The sequence below is a fragment of the Halopiger djelfimassiliensis genome, from assembly GCF_000455365.1.
GTDB lineage: Archaea > Halobacteriota > Halobacteria > Halobacteriales > Natrialbaceae > Halopiger_B > Halopiger_B djelfimassiliensis.
The window spans coordinates 580,962-592,752 of the sequence record NZ_HG315686.1; the positions used below are offsets into that span (position 1 = coordinate 580,962).

Sequence of the window (11,791 nt, forward strand, 5' to 3'; positions counted from 1 at the left end):
TTACTCGTCGGGTGCGACGTCCGGCTCCGGCGGCTCCCGTCTCGACTCGATCGATCCGGCGACGAGTTCGCCGTACTCGCCGGTCGAGAGTCGCCCTTCGAGGAACTCGGTCGCCCACTCGGTCGCGACCTCGACGAGCCCGATCGTCGATCCGTCGGCCTCGAAGAAGACGAGTTCGAGCGCTCGCGCCTCGAACCCGGCGTTGATCAACGCAGCGTAGGCACCGGCGACGGTGCCGGCGACCGCCAGCGTTCCCCGATCCTGTAGATCGGGGTCGACGTACTCGAGGTGGAGTTGGTCGGCGACCTCGGAGACCGACTCGAACTCGAGATCACGCGCTTCGAGCGCCACCACGAACTCGTCGACGTTGCGGATCTCGGCGCTCGACAGGTCGTCGATCCGCGCCTCGATGACGTCCGACCGCTGGCGGACGGGGAGATCGGGGACGAGTTCGGCGATCGGCCAGTGTTCGTTCGGCGGGAGCTCTTCGCCGACGTCCTCGGTACAGCCCGCGAGAGCGAGGGCCGTACCGATCGCGGCACCGCCCCGCAGAAGCACCGTTCGACGGCTCGTTTCGCGGACGCTCGCGGACCGGTCCATGGCCGATGCTGTGCCGTCACGGCGGAAAAGCGGCCGGGTTGCGGAACGGTCTGGCGGCTGTCGAAGACTTTTCCCGGCGGTTCGTGTACGCCGGGTATGGCGCTCGAGTTGTACGACGTGCTCCTCGTCGTCGTCGGGATCACGCTGCTTGGAATCGCCGTCCTGCCGCGGGTGGTCGCTAGGCGGCCGATCTCGATGCCCCTGTTTTTCGTCGCGTTCGGGATCGCCGTCTTCTCGCTCCCGTGGCTTCCCGCGCCGGACCCGCTCGAACAGAGCCACCTCACCGAACGCCTCGCCGAACTCGGGGTCATCATCGCCCTGATGGCCCTTGGTCTCAAGATCGACCGCCCGCCCGGCGTGTTGACCTGGTCGGCGACGTGGCGACTGTTACTCGTCGCGATGCCGCTGTCGATCGCCGGCGCGGCGTTGCTTGGCTGGTGGTTCGGGGGGCTGGTCGTCCCCTCGGCGATCCTGCTCGGGGCGGTCATCGCACCGACCGATCCCGTACTCGCCGCCGAAGTTCAGGTGCAGGATCCCGGAGAGGGACTCGACGGCGAGCGGGCCGAAGCGGAGACGATCGACGAGGCCGACGTCGAACACGAAGTGCGGTTCGCCCTCTCCTCTGAGGCGGGGTTGAACGACGGGTTCGCGTTCCCGTTTACGAACCTCGCGATCGCGGTCGCGCTCGTCGGGGTCGGACCCGGTAGCTGGCTGGGGGAGTGGCTGCTGATCGACGTCGCGTACCGGATCGTCGTCGCCGCACTGCTCGGCGTTGTGCTCGGCTGGATCATGGCGAAGATCATCTTCTCGACCATGCCGGAGACGCGGGTCGGCCAGTCGGTCAAGGGCACCGAGGCGATCGCCGGGACCCTGATCGTCTACGGCATCACGGAACTGCTCGGGGCCTACGGGTTCATCAGCGTCTTCGTCGCGGCGACGGCGATCCGCGAGTACGAACGGACCCACGAGTACAACCGGACGCTCCACGAGATCACCGAACTCTCGGAACAGGTCCTCCTCGGCGTGATCATGGTCTTTTTCGGCGGCGCGGTCGCCAACGGCCTGCTCGAGCCACTGACGCTCGAGGCGGCCGTCGCCGCGGTCGCGATCGTCTTTCTCGTCCGCCCCGCGGCCGGCCTCGTCTCGTTGCTCGGGTTCGATCGCCCGTGGATCGAGCGGGGCGTGATCGCCTTCTTCGGCGTCCGCGGGATCGGCTCGTTTTACTACCTCGCATACGGCCTCAACGAGGCGGCCTTCGCCGGGGCCGAACTCGTCTGGGCGATCGTCGGGGCCGTCGTGCTCGTTTCGATCCTCGTCCACGGCGTGACGGCCACGCCGGCCGTCTCGTACGTCACGCCCGACTGATGGGGAGTCGCTCGAACCGGCGGCTCAGACCGGGCGCTCGAGAAAGACCGCCCCGAGGACGAGCGCGTACAGGGCCGCCCCGAGCACCGACAGCCCGCGTCCGACCGCCGCCGCTACCGGAACGGCTCCGAGCAGCCCCGCCGTCTCGAGTGCGAGACCGACGACAAGCGAGGCGACCGAGGCGGTCGCGGTGCGATCGCCGACGCCGGGATGTGTGACGACGCCGGGCGGGTAGAAGTGATAGGAGACGCCGACGATCGTCAGTCCGAGGAAGCCGCCGACGGCGAGTCGGTAGTGTGCCTCGACGGCGGCCGACGGAACGCGAGCACCGGCGAACGCGAACGCGAGACCGAGCAGTCCGACGGCGATTGCACACAGGCCGGCAGCGGGGATCGCCCGGCCGCCGGCGCGGCGGCGCTCGCTCCGGCGGTAGCCGTCGCCCGTCGCGACCGCGAACCCGACGAGCGCGAGGCTGAGTAACACAGCGCCGGCCCGAAACGCCGATCCGCCCCGAAAGTCCGCCGCGAGCACAGCGGGGGCGACGACGCCGGCGACCACCACGACCGCGACCAGCGACGGGCGGACCGAAACGACGAGCAGTCGCGGTATCAGCCGGAACCCGACCGCGAACACGAGCAACGCGGCCGTCCCCGCCGCAAACACGTGGGTCGCCCCCGGCCCGTTCGGGGGGCCTAACTCGAGGGCAGCGAGCAGCGGCAGCGCCGACCCCACGAGCAGGTAGCCGAGAACGAACGGTACCGCGGCGTTGGCGATGCGATCGACCCGTTTCCGGTGTGCGTCGACGGCACCGGTTCCGGTTTCAGCGCCCGTCGGATCGTCCCTGACGGTCCAGCCGATGCTGCCGACGAAGACGAGACAGCCGAGCAGCCAGCAGGCCGCGCCGACGGTCCCGAGCACGTCGGGACCGACCCCGATGGAGTCCGTAACCGAGCCGACGACTCCGATCACGGCAAGCGGGAGGTGAACCGCCGGTGCGGACGGGACGGCCAGTTGGCGACCGAAGTAGGACGGCAGCAACTGATACGCCTTCCCGAAGACGACGTGAAACACGAACCCGTACAGGCCCAGCGCAACGGTCGCCGGGCGGGCGATTCCGGCGGCGACCGCGAGGTGCCAGGCGAGGAAGAACCCGACGCCGGTCGCGACGAACGCCCGCGACCAGCGCGCGGTCGTCTTCGTCGCCGTTCGTCCCCTCGCGTCCGTCCCTGCCGTCGCCATCGAGGCTCAGAACGGCGATTCGACGCCGGCGTCGTCCGCCCGTTCCCGGTCGTCGCCCGGTACCCGCCCCGTTTCGCGGAGTTCCCGTTCGAGGCGCTCGAGCGTCTCGTTGAGCGGGTCCGCCTGGTGGTGTGACGGGTGGACGCGAACGCGAACGATGTCGTACTCGTGGCGGTCGCTCAGGCCGTTCCAGGCGCGAAACGAGCCCTTGACGAGGGCGTCGGCCTGCGGACAGAACTCCGTCGTCGGCGTAAACTCGGCGCGCAGAACGGTCGGGTCGTCGGCGTCGATCGCGTACCGAAAGCCCGCGTCGGGGTGTCGCCGGTCGAGGGAGAGCTTCGCGAGGTTGTACCCGAACGTCGCGTCGTAGACGCCCCGCTGCTCGAACAGCTCGCGCGTGAGGCGGTGGAAATCGACGTGTGCCGCCCCGTCGAGCAGATCGTGGCCCGCGAGGAACGGGCCGGGATCGGGCAGGTTCTCGGGGACGAACGCGTCCCAGTCGTCGAACCCCGCATCGTCGCCCGTGGTGGCTCTCGAGAATGGGTTCATCTCGGGTCGGACTACGTCCCGGATCGTCCAGTAGGTCGTCCCGAACATGTCCCCCTCGGCGACCGATCGCGTCTGCCCGTGCGAACGGTCCCCAACCTTTCAGTTCCGGGCGCTGGTACGGACGCAGGTATGGATGAGCCCGCGCCACCCGCGACCGAAGGGACAGCTACCGAAGAGGCGACGAAACACGAGAGCGGGACCGAACTCGAGCGGACGATCGGCCTCCCCGGCGGGCTGTCGATCGGCGTGGGGACGATGATCGGCGCGGGCATCTTCGTCTTCCCCGGGCTGGCCGCCGGAGAGGCCGGTCCGGCCGCCGCGGTGTCGTTCGCGATCGGCGCGGTGATCGCGCTGCTGGTCGCGTTGCCGACCTCGGAGCTGGCGACCGCGATGCCTCGAAGCGGCGGCGGCTACTACTTCATCTCCCGGGGGATGGGCGCGCCGTTCGGCGCGATCGTGGGCATCAGCCTCTGGCTCGGGCTGGTCTTTGCGTCGGCGTTTTACCTCGTCGGTTTCGGCGAGTACGCCGTCGCCGTCCTGCTAGAGGCGGGCGTCGGGATCGGCGGCGGGATCGCCCTCGTCGGCGTGCTGGGCGCTCTCGGTGGGATCGGCCTCACCGCGATGAGCGTCGCCGGCACGGAAAACACCACGGCCCTTCAGAACGCGATCGTCTCGGTGTTGCTGGTCATCCTCGCGTGTTTTCTCGCCTACGGGGGTCTCGACGCGGTCGGTCTCTTCGGAAGCGAACGGACCCCGGAGACGTTCGCCCCGGCGGGGACGGTCCCGATCTTTACGACCGCGGCGCTCGTTTTCACCTCGTATCTCGGCTTCGCCCAGGTCGCGACCGTCGCCGGCGAGATCACCCAGCCGGAGCGGAACCTTCCGCTCGCGATGGTCGGCTCGGTCGTCCTCGTCGGCGTCTTCTACGTCCTCACCGTCTTCGTCGCGACGAGCGCCCTCGGGAGCGACGTCCTCGCGAACGCCGGCGAAACCGCCATCGTCGAAGTCGCCCGCGAGTTCTTCGGGTTGCCCGGCGCGATCGCGATCTTGCTCGCCGGCCTGCTCGCGACCGTCTCGAGCGCGAACGCGTCGATCCTCTCGGCCTCCCGGGCGCTCTTTGCGCTGAGTCGCGACGCGCTCGTCCCGTCGGGGGCGAGCCGCGTCAACCTGACCTACGGCACGCCACACGTCGCGCTGGCGCTTGTCGGCGGTCCCGTCGTCTTCCTGGTCGCCATCGGTCGGACGGAACTGCTCGCCGAAGTCGCCTCGTTTCTCCACCTGCTCATGTACGGGCTCATCTGTATCGCGTTGCTCGTCCTCCGGCGGCGCGATCCAGCGTGGTATCAGCCCAGCTTTACGGTCCCGGGCTACCCCGCCGTGCCGGTCGTCGGTGCAGTTACGAGTTTCGGCCTCATCGCGTTCATGCAGCCGCTCTCGCAGGTGATCGGCGTGCTCGTCATGATCGGGGCGGCCGTCTGGTACAGCTATTACGCTCGAGACGTACAGTTAACGGAAGGCGTTTCAGATGAGTGAATTCCGCCACCGCGTGCTCGTCCCCGTCGAGATCCTTCGCGGGGAATCGGTCCCCGATTCGCTCGTCGAGACGTTCGCGTCGGTTCCCGTCGTGCTACTGGGGTATCACGAGATTCCGGAACAGACCGCACCAGCCCAGGCCAGACTGCAGTTCGAGGAGAAAGCCCGCGACGAACTCGACGATCTGGTCGCGGCGTTCGAGGCCGCGGGCGGGGACGTCACGTCGCGGCTCGTGTTCACTCACGATCCGCTGAAGAGCTTCGAGCGGGTCGCGATCGAACGCGGGTGTGACTCGGTGCTCGTGCTCAACCCCGCGCCCGTCCTCGAGGACGTCTTCGTTCCGGTTCGCAGCGACGTCAACGTCGATCACATCGCGCGGCTGGTCGGCCGCGTCGTCGCCGGCACCGACGCCGCGGTAACGCTGTTTCACGTCGCGTCGACCGAGGGCGGCAAGCGACTCGGCCGGACCGTCCTCGATCGGGCGGCGCGGACGCTTACCGCACCCGACGACGGTGGCGTCCCGGCCGACCGCATCGACCGCCTCGTGCTCGTCGATGACTCGCCGCGCGAGGCGATTCTCGACTACGCCGACGACTACGATCTCGTCGTCCTCGGCGAGAACCGACCGTCGATCCGGTCGATGATCTTCGGCGGCACCGCGGAGGTCGTCGCGAAGCGGGCCGTCTGCCCCGTGCTCGTGGTGCGCCGGCAGTTCCTCGAGCGTGATGGGGGAACCGACGACACCGGCACGGAATCGCGCTGAGGCGGGCCTACGCGTTTGCGTTCGCGATCCGGGCCTCGCCCGTCACGGCGTCGACGTGGACGTGGATCGGTCCCGCGCTCGACTCGGTCTCGAGGACGACGATCCAGGAGGCGCTGGTCCGGTGGGGATCCTCCCGGACGACAATGTCGTCGTACCCGTCCTCGCTGGCCTGCTGTCGGGCGATCCGTTCGGCTTCGTCGGGATCCTCGATCCGGAGTTCGTCGGTCAGTCGGACCGTCACGACCGGCACGTCGGCCATGCGAACGACTCGCTCGGTGACGCTGCCGACCAGAACGCGGTCGAGTCCGGTCCGGCCCTGCGTCCCCATGACGATCATGTCGATCCCGTGCTCGTCGGCGTACCCGAGGATCTCCTCGTGTGGAACCCCGTCCTCGACCGCCGTGACGGTGTCGACGCCTTCGCGCGTCGCTATCGTTTCGACGTGTTCGACCGCCCGGGAGGCTGCCGGCCTCGCCTCCTCGCTCTCGAGCGTGCCAAGCGGCCCTTCCGGCACGATCGACAGCGCGTGCACCGTCGCGTCGAACCGCTCCGCGATCGTCAGTCCGTGGGAGATCGAGCGCCGGGTCCCGTCGCTCCCGTCCGTCGGAATGAGGACATCCTGGTACATCGCTCCGAAAGTTAGCGACACGAACGTAAATAGCCTCGAGTCCGGCACCCGTCGGGAACGTCCCGCGGCATCCGAACGTCAATGAAACAACAAGAATATGTAGCCATATCGGATAGTGGTACACATGTTCGAACGGTTACAACAGGGCGTCCAAGTCATCGATGCCAGCCTCGACGTGTTTCGGGCGCGGCCCCGTCTGGCCGTGTTGCCCCTGCTTAGCCTTCTGACGGTCGGAAGCGCCTATACCGCCATTGGCGTCGCACTCCTTCACTACGAACTCGTCGGTGCGATAATCACGAACAACGTCGTCCAGTACGGCGTCGTCTTCGTCGCCTTCGGGATCTCGTCGGGGCTCGGGATCTTCTTCAACGCCGCCGTGGTCCACTGTGCCCGACAGTATTTCGAGGGGGCGGAGCCGTCCGTCCGCGGCGGGCTGGCCGCGGCGTGGGCCGCTCGTCGTTCGATCGCCAAGTGGGGGCTCGTCTCCGCGACCGTCGGGACCGTCCTCTACATCGCCGAAGACGCCGTTCCCGGCGTCGGAACGCTCACCCGGTCGGTGCTCGATATGGCGTGGGGACTCCTGACGTTCTTCGTCATCCCGGTGATCGTCATCGAACGCAACCCGACGCTGCGGTCGGATCTTCGCTCGAGCGGAACCGCGTTCAAACGGACGTGGGGCGAAAGCGTCACGGCGTCGCTTGGAATCGGACTCGCCTTGCTGCCGGCCGGCCTTGTCGGACTTGGCCTCCTCGCCGTCGCGTACGTCTCCGCTGGCGGGATCGTCGCCTACGCCCTCGGCGCGCTCGGCGGACTCGTCCTCGTCGGGACGCTCGTCACCAGCCACGTGCTCGGCATGGTCGCCCGCACGGCCCTCTATCACTACGCCACTGAGGGGGAACACGTCGGCCCCGTCGCGGAACTCGATCCGGACGGCGTCTTCGCCGAGAGCTGAACGGTTCGTCTTCGGCACCCTCACCGGGGCTACCGAGATCGACCGACGTGAACCTTTTTTACGATACACGGCAACGTAGCGCACATAGTATGACAAACCTTGTCACTAACGTCGCGAGCGCCGTCGAAGCACACGGGGATCGGACCGCGATCGGGTTTCGGGGTGCCGAGACGAGTTACGAGGAACTGTGGGCTCAGACCGGGGCGTTCGCCGCGGCGCTCGACGAACGAGGGGTCGGCGAGGGCGACCGGGTAGCGATCTACCTCCCGAACGTCCCGCCGTTCGTGATCGCCTTCCACGGAACGCTTCGCGCGGGCGGCGTCGTCGTCCCGATGAACCCACAGTACAAGGCCCGCGAGATCGAGCACCTGCTCGCGGACAGCGACGCCTCTGTGGTCGTCACGCTTGCCGATCTCGTTCCGTTCGTCGAGGAGGTACGGGACGAGACCGGCGTCGAGCACGTCGTCAGCGTCGGGTCCGCTTCCGACGCCGGCGACGCGACCCCGTTCGAGGCGTTCCTCGAGTCGGACACGCTCGATATCGTCGACCGGGACGACGACGACCTCGCGGTCCTGCCGTACACGTCGGGGACGACCGGCCAGCCGAAGGGGGTCCAGCTTACCCACCGGAACCTCTCGTCGAACGCGAACGCGGCCTCGGAGCTCATTCCCGACGGCATCGGCCCGGGCGACAAACAGCTCGGCGTTTTGCCGCTGTTTCACATCTACGGGATGACCGTCGTGATGAACGCGACGCTGTTCAACGGTGGAGCCTACTTCCCGATGCCGGAGTGGGACGCACAGGAGGCCGTCTCGCTCATCGAGAACGAGGAGCTGACCCTGATGCACGGCGTCCCGGCGATGTACAACGACATCATCAACCAGCCCGACGCCGAGACGTTCGACCTCTCGTCGCTGCGGCTCTGCGGCGTCGGCGGAGCCGGTATCCCGGTCGAAGTACTGCGCCGGTTCGAGGAGCTCTACGAGCCGAAGCTCTACGAAGGGTACGGGCTGACGGAGACGAGCCCGGTCACCCACTTCAACAGCCCGGTCAGCGGCCGACGCGTCGGCAGCATCGGCAAGACCGTCCCCGGTGTCGACTCGAAGGTCGTCACCGAGGAGTTCGAACCCGTCCCGCCGGTCGAGGAAGGCCCGCTCGACGAATCCGAAGCTGACCTCGACGAGATCACCGGCGAAATCGTCGTCGCCGGGCCGAACGTGATGGAGGGCTACTACGGCCTGCCCGACGCGAACGAAACGGCGTTCACCGACGAAGACGGCACCCGGTGGTTCCACACCGGCGATCTCGGCTACCACGACGAGGACGGCTTCTTCTACGTCGTCGACCGCGAAAAGCACATGATCGTCACCGGCGGCTACAACGTCTACCCGCGGGAGGTCGAGGAACTCCTCTTCGAACACCCCGCCGTGGCCGACGCCGCCGTCACGGGCATTCCCGACGAGCGCCGCGGCGAAACCGTCAAGGCGTTCATCGTTCCCACGCCGGACGCCGACGTGACGGCCGACGAGATCCGCGAGTACTGCCTCGAGAACCTCGCGGAGTACAAACACCCCCGCGAGGTGGAGTTCGTCGAGGAACTCCCGCGGACGACCACCGGCAAGGTCCAGAAGTTCAAACTCCGCGAACGCGAGACGGACGCGGAGCCGGAACCCGAAGCCGAGTAAGGCCTGCCGCTCGAGACGGCGTTACTCGCGGCCGATCGATCCGCCCTCGGTCGGCACCAGCGTCGACACGCGGGCGTTTTCCTTGATCCGGAGGCCGCCGTCGGCGACCGACAGCGGCACCAGCGGCAGGTGCGATCGCACCAGCATCGAGGGATGGGAGCCGCCGCGGGCGAGGAGTTCGTTTCGCGGCTGGAGCTGAAGGGGCGTCTCGAGGTCGGTCAGAAACTCGTTGTGCTGGAGCACGTACTGGCCGCCCTCGAGGTCCCACCAGCCGTACTCGTCGTCCGGATGCCGGAGTTCGGTCGGAACCGGCTCGAGGTCGGCGTCCTCGAGTTCGTCGCCGCCGAAGTCGAGGCGGCCGGGGGCGGCGACCTCGTGGATGGCACTCACCGTCAGATCGATTCCGTGCTCGTGGACCTGTGTCGGTTCGTACACCAGGTTGTCGACGCAGTCGGCGAGCGACTGTGAGCGTTCGGCGGACATGTCGGTCGAACTGACGGTGCCGAGCGGCAAAAAAGGTACTCTCGCCGATAGCGAGGGGTATGTAATAGCGGTGAATAGACGAGGGCATGAAAGCACGCATCGAGCGGCTGACGGCACGTTCCTTCCCGGCGATCGTCGCGCTGGTCGGTGCGCACCTCCTCGGCGTGCCGTACGCGCGGACCGCAGCCCTGTTCGCGATCCTGTTTGCGGGGGCCTGTCTCGGCCTCGAGTGACTGTTCGGGGAACGGACGGGGCTGGACGTCGCCGCCGGCGTCCTGTTGCCTGCCGGGGCGATCGTGGGTGCCGTCGCGGGCGTGATCGGCACCGGCGGCGAGGGCGGGGCGCTCGTGTTCGGTCCGATGATCCCCGGACTGGTGGTGCTGTACGCGGCCCGCGGCGACGTGCCGCTCGTCGGACCGACGGCAACCGCCCGGTCGGACTAGCGCTTTGCCGACCCTTTTCTCGGCGATGGCGTCCCGGAATATTATGTGGTCGCCGTCGTAGGGGCGGGTATGGTCGACGTTCTCGACGACGACATCGCTCGTTTCGTTCGCGCGGTCGGACCGGAGCCCGACGAAACCCTGACCGAGATGGACGCGTACGCCGAAACGCACGGCTTCCCCCACGTCGGTCCCGAAGTCGGCGCGTTCCTCCGGTTCGTCGCGCGGGTCAGCGACGCCGAACGCGTCTTCGAGTTCGGCTCCGGCTACGGCTACTCGGCCTACTGGTTCGCGGACGCGCTCCCCGACGACGGTGAAATCGTCCTCACCGAAGTCGACGCGGACGAACTCGAGCAGGCCCGCGAGTACATGGCCGCGGGCGGCTACGACGACCGCGCGCGGTACGAACTCGGCGACGCCCTCGAGACGATCGACCGCTACGACGGGCCGTTCGACGTGGTGTTGATCGACCACCAGAAACACCGGTACGCGGAGGCCTTCGAGGCCGTCCGGTCGGCCGTGCCGGTCGGCGGCGTCGTCGTCGCGGACAACGCCGTCACGGCGTCGGTCATCGAGTTCGACGACCTGCTGGCGGCAGTCGAAGACGGAGAGAACACGGATCGGGACGCGCTCGACGACCACACCCGCGGGATCGTCGACTACCTCGAGCGCGTCACCGCGGACCCGGCGTTCGAGACGATCCTGGTGCCGCTCGGACAGGGGATCGCGGTCAGCTACCGCGTCGAGTAATCGGACGTTTCGCCTTCGAGGACCTGTTCTTCGGGCGCATCGGCTCCGGTCGACGCCCCGTACTCGCGGAAGCCGAGAAACGCCGTCGCCGAACAGGCGGTCAACAGCGTCGCCCACGTGATCGCCGTCAGCGAACGGACGTACGTGTCGGCGGCACCGGGAACGGCGGCCCCGACGGTCTCGAGGCCGACCGCGTGCAGGCCGGCGACCGCGAGGAATCCGATCCAGAGCGCGAGCGACAGGTGCGCCAGTGTCCGGCGGGAGACGCGGGTCGCGTACCGGGCGACGCCGTAGACGCCCGCGATGGCGAGGACCGTCGCCCCGAGCGTGGGCGCGAGCGCATCGGACCCGGTGGTGACGCCAGCGACGGCGAAAAGAGCGAACGATACGACGAGCGGGAGTCGCTCCGTGCGAGTGAGTGTCGGAATCACGACGTGCACCGTTTTGCTGGCACGTATAGCCGACCGGATATATAGTTGTTGGCTCACCCCCGGGCTCGAGGCAGGCTCGAGGAGCGCCAGCGGCCCCTCAAGCGTCGATTCCGCGGGTTCTCGAACGGGAATCGAAAGCGCGACGACAAACTTCGATGCGATGCTCGAGCCGAAAAACAGCGAACGCAGCCGTGGTCCGCGTAATTGCGGGGAGGATTCGATAGATAATATAGTCAAACTCATAGGATAGAATCATAAGGTCGGAATATGATGCATGGTCAGAAACGCCGCCGGCGAGGTCGTCGGTTTCATTCTGAAAGCGAGTCACTGAACGGACTCACGGCGGAGGCGGGACAATGACTGCAAGCGGAAT

At 67.8% G+C, this 11,791-nt stretch carries 14 protein-coding genes; 8 read left to right on the top strand and 6 right to left on the bottom strand.

Translation table 11 applies throughout. From position 1 onward, the window contains the following. Positions 1 to 600 (bottom strand): hypothetical protein, encoded by a 600-nt coding sequence (locus TX80_RS13840; protein ID WP_049923710.1) that lies wholly within the window; start codon positions 598 to 600, stop codon positions 1 to 3. 96 nt (positions 601 to 696) lie between these two features. Between TX80_RS13840 and TX80_RS13845 the strand changes: the two genes are divergently transcribed. After that, positions 697 to 1,965, top strand: coding sequence for a cation:proton antiporter (locus TX80_RS13845; RefSeq protein ID WP_049923711.1), 1,269 nt, complete (start codon positions 697 to 699; stop codon positions 1,963 to 1,965). 24 nt (positions 1,966 to 1,989) lie between these two features. On the opposite strand, the gene TX80_RS13850 is transcribed toward TX80_RS13845, so the two are convergent. Then, positions 1,990 to 3,204 (bottom strand): hypothetical protein, encoded by a 1,215-nt coding sequence (locus TX80_RS13850; RefSeq protein ID WP_049923712.1) that lies wholly within the window; start codon positions 3,202 to 3,204, stop codon positions 1,990 to 1,992. A 6-nt stretch (positions 3,205 to 3,210) separates the two neighbouring features. Then, positions 3,211 to 3,801 (bottom strand): hypothetical protein, encoded by a 591-nt coding sequence (locus TX80_RS13855; RefSeq protein WP_049923713.1) that lies wholly within the window; start codon positions 3,799 to 3,801, stop codon positions 3,211 to 3,213. Positions 3,802 to 3,882: 81 nt separating this feature from the next. Here TX80_RS13855 and TX80_RS13860 point away from each other — a divergent pair, with 81 nt between their 5' ends. Both TX80_RS13860 and TX80_RS13865 read left to right on the top strand, forming a co-directional pair. Continuing rightward, a complete protein-coding gene (locus TX80_RS13860; protein ID WP_049923714.1) occupies positions 3,883 to 5,286 on the top strand; it encodes an APC family permease in 1,404 nt (467 codons plus the stop codon). Beyond that, complete coding sequence (locus TX80_RS13865; RefSeq protein ID WP_049923715.1) at positions 5,279 to 6,049, top strand: universal stress protein; 771 nt, start codon at positions 5,279 to 5,281, stop codon at positions 6,047 to 6,049. The genes TX80_RS13860 and TX80_RS13865 overlap by 8 nt, the downstream gene beginning before the upstream one ends. A 7-nt stretch (positions 6,050 to 6,056) precedes the next feature. Here TX80_RS13865 and TX80_RS13870 read toward each other — a convergent pair whose 3' ends face one another. After that, positions 6,057 to 6,677: a universal stress protein gene (locus TX80_RS13870; protein WP_049923716.1), complete on the bottom strand. Its 621-nt coding sequence runs from the start codon at positions 6,675 to 6,677 to the stop codon at positions 6,057 to 6,059. Between the two features lie 124 nt (positions 6,678 to 6,801). Here TX80_RS13870 and TX80_RS13875 point away from each other — a divergent pair, with 124 nt between their 5' ends. Continuing rightward, positions 6,802 to 7,629, top strand: coding sequence for a DUF6159 family protein (locus TX80_RS13875; RefSeq protein ID WP_049923717.1), 828 nt, complete (start codon positions 6,802 to 6,804; stop codon positions 7,627 to 7,629). 89 nt (positions 7,630 to 7,718) lie between these two features. Further along, positions 7,719 to 9,314 carry a long-chain-fatty-acid--CoA ligase gene (locus TX80_RS13880; protein ID WP_049923719.1) on the top strand — a complete coding sequence of 532 codons (1,596 nt, stop codon included), beginning with the start codon at positions 7,719 to 7,721 and terminating at the stop codon, positions 9,312 to 9,314. A gap of 21 nt (positions 9,315 to 9,335) precedes the next feature. Here the strand turns inward: TX80_RS13880 and TX80_RS13885 are convergent, their stop codons facing one another. After that, positions 9,336 to 9,797, bottom strand: a complete 462-nt coding sequence (locus TX80_RS13885; RefSeq protein WP_195893084.1) for a dCTP deaminase — start codon at positions 9,795 to 9,797, stop codon at positions 9,336 to 9,338. Between the two features lie 86 nt (positions 9,798 to 9,883). On the opposite strand from TX80_RS13885, the gene TX80_RS19065 reads away from it, so the two are divergent. From TX80_RS19065 to TX80_RS13890, 3 genes are all read left to right on the top strand, one after another. Further along, positions 9,884 to 10,030 carry a hypothetical protein gene (locus TX80_RS19065; RefSeq protein WP_154658655.1) on the top strand — a complete coding sequence of 49 codons (147 nt, stop codon included), beginning with the start codon at positions 9,884 to 9,886 and terminating at the stop codon, positions 10,028 to 10,030. A 63-nt stretch (positions 10,031 to 10,093) separates the two neighbouring features. After that, positions 10,094 to 10,240, top strand: a complete 147-nt coding sequence (locus TX80_RS19070) for a hypothetical protein (RefSeq protein ID WP_154658656.1) — start codon at positions 10,094 to 10,096, stop codon at positions 10,238 to 10,240. A 69-nt stretch (positions 10,241 to 10,309) separates the two neighbouring features. Then, the gene (locus TX80_RS13890) at positions 10,310 to 10,987 is read left to right on the top strand and encodes an O-methyltransferase (protein WP_049923721.1); all 678 of its coding nucleotides are present in this window, start codon (positions 10,310 to 10,312) and stop codon (positions 10,985 to 10,987) included. On the opposite strand, the gene TX80_RS13895 is transcribed toward TX80_RS13890, so the two are convergent. Further along, positions 10,972 to 11,427: a hypothetical protein gene (locus TX80_RS13895; RefSeq protein WP_049923722.1), complete on the bottom strand. Its 456-nt coding sequence runs from the start codon at positions 11,425 to 11,427 to the stop codon at positions 10,972 to 10,974. The genes TX80_RS13890 and TX80_RS13895 overlap by 16 nt on opposite strands. Between the last annotated feature and the right edge of the window lie 364 nt (positions 11,428 to 11,791).

What these genes read in the sequence shown, in the direction of transcription:
- TX80_RS13840 (WP_049923710.1), bottom strand. Translation starts at nt 600, where the DNA reads ATGGACCGGTCCGCGAGCGTCCGCGAAACGAGCCGTCGAACGGTGCTT.
- TX80_RS13845 (WP_049923711.1), top strand. Translation starts at nt 697, where the DNA reads ATGGCGCTCGAGTTGTACGACGTGCTCCTCGTCGTCGTCGGGATCACG.
- TX80_RS13850 (WP_049923712.1), bottom strand. Translation starts at nt 3,204, where the DNA reads ATGGCGACGGCAGGGACGGACGCGAGGGGACGAACGGCGACGAAGACG.
- TX80_RS13855 (WP_049923713.1), bottom strand. Translation starts at nt 3,801, where the DNA reads ATGTTCGGGACGACCTACTGGACGATCCGGGACGTAGTCCGACCCGAG.
- TX80_RS13860 (WP_049923714.1), top strand. Translation starts at nt 3,883, where the DNA reads ATGGATGAGCCCGCGCCACCCGCGACCGAAGGGACAGCTACCGAAGAG.
- TX80_RS13865 (WP_049923715.1), top strand. Translation starts at nt 5,279, where the DNA reads ATGAGTGAATTCCGCCACCGCGTGCTCGTCCCCGTCGAGATCCTTCGC.
- TX80_RS13870 (WP_049923716.1), bottom strand. Translation starts at nt 6,677, where the DNA reads ATGTACCAGGATGTCCTCATTCCGACGGACGGGAGCGACGGGACCCGG.
- TX80_RS13875 (WP_049923717.1), top strand. Translation starts at nt 6,802, where the DNA reads ATGTTCGAACGGTTACAACAGGGCGTCCAAGTCATCGATGCCAGCCTC.
- TX80_RS13880 (WP_049923719.1), top strand. Translation starts at nt 7,719, where the DNA reads ATGACAAACCTTGTCACTAACGTCGCGAGCGCCGTCGAAGCACACGGG.
- TX80_RS13885 (WP_195893084.1), bottom strand. Translation starts at nt 9,797, where the DNA reads ATGTCCGCCGAACGCTCACAGTCGCTCGCCGACTGCGTCGACAACCTG.
- TX80_RS19065 (WP_154658655.1), top strand. Translation starts at nt 9,884, where the DNA reads ATGAAAGCACGCATCGAGCGGCTGACGGCACGTTCCTTCCCGGCGATC.
- TX80_RS13890 (WP_049923721.1), top strand. Translation starts at nt 10,310, where the DNA reads ATGGTCGACGTTCTCGACGACGACATCGCTCGTTTCGTTCGCGCGGTC.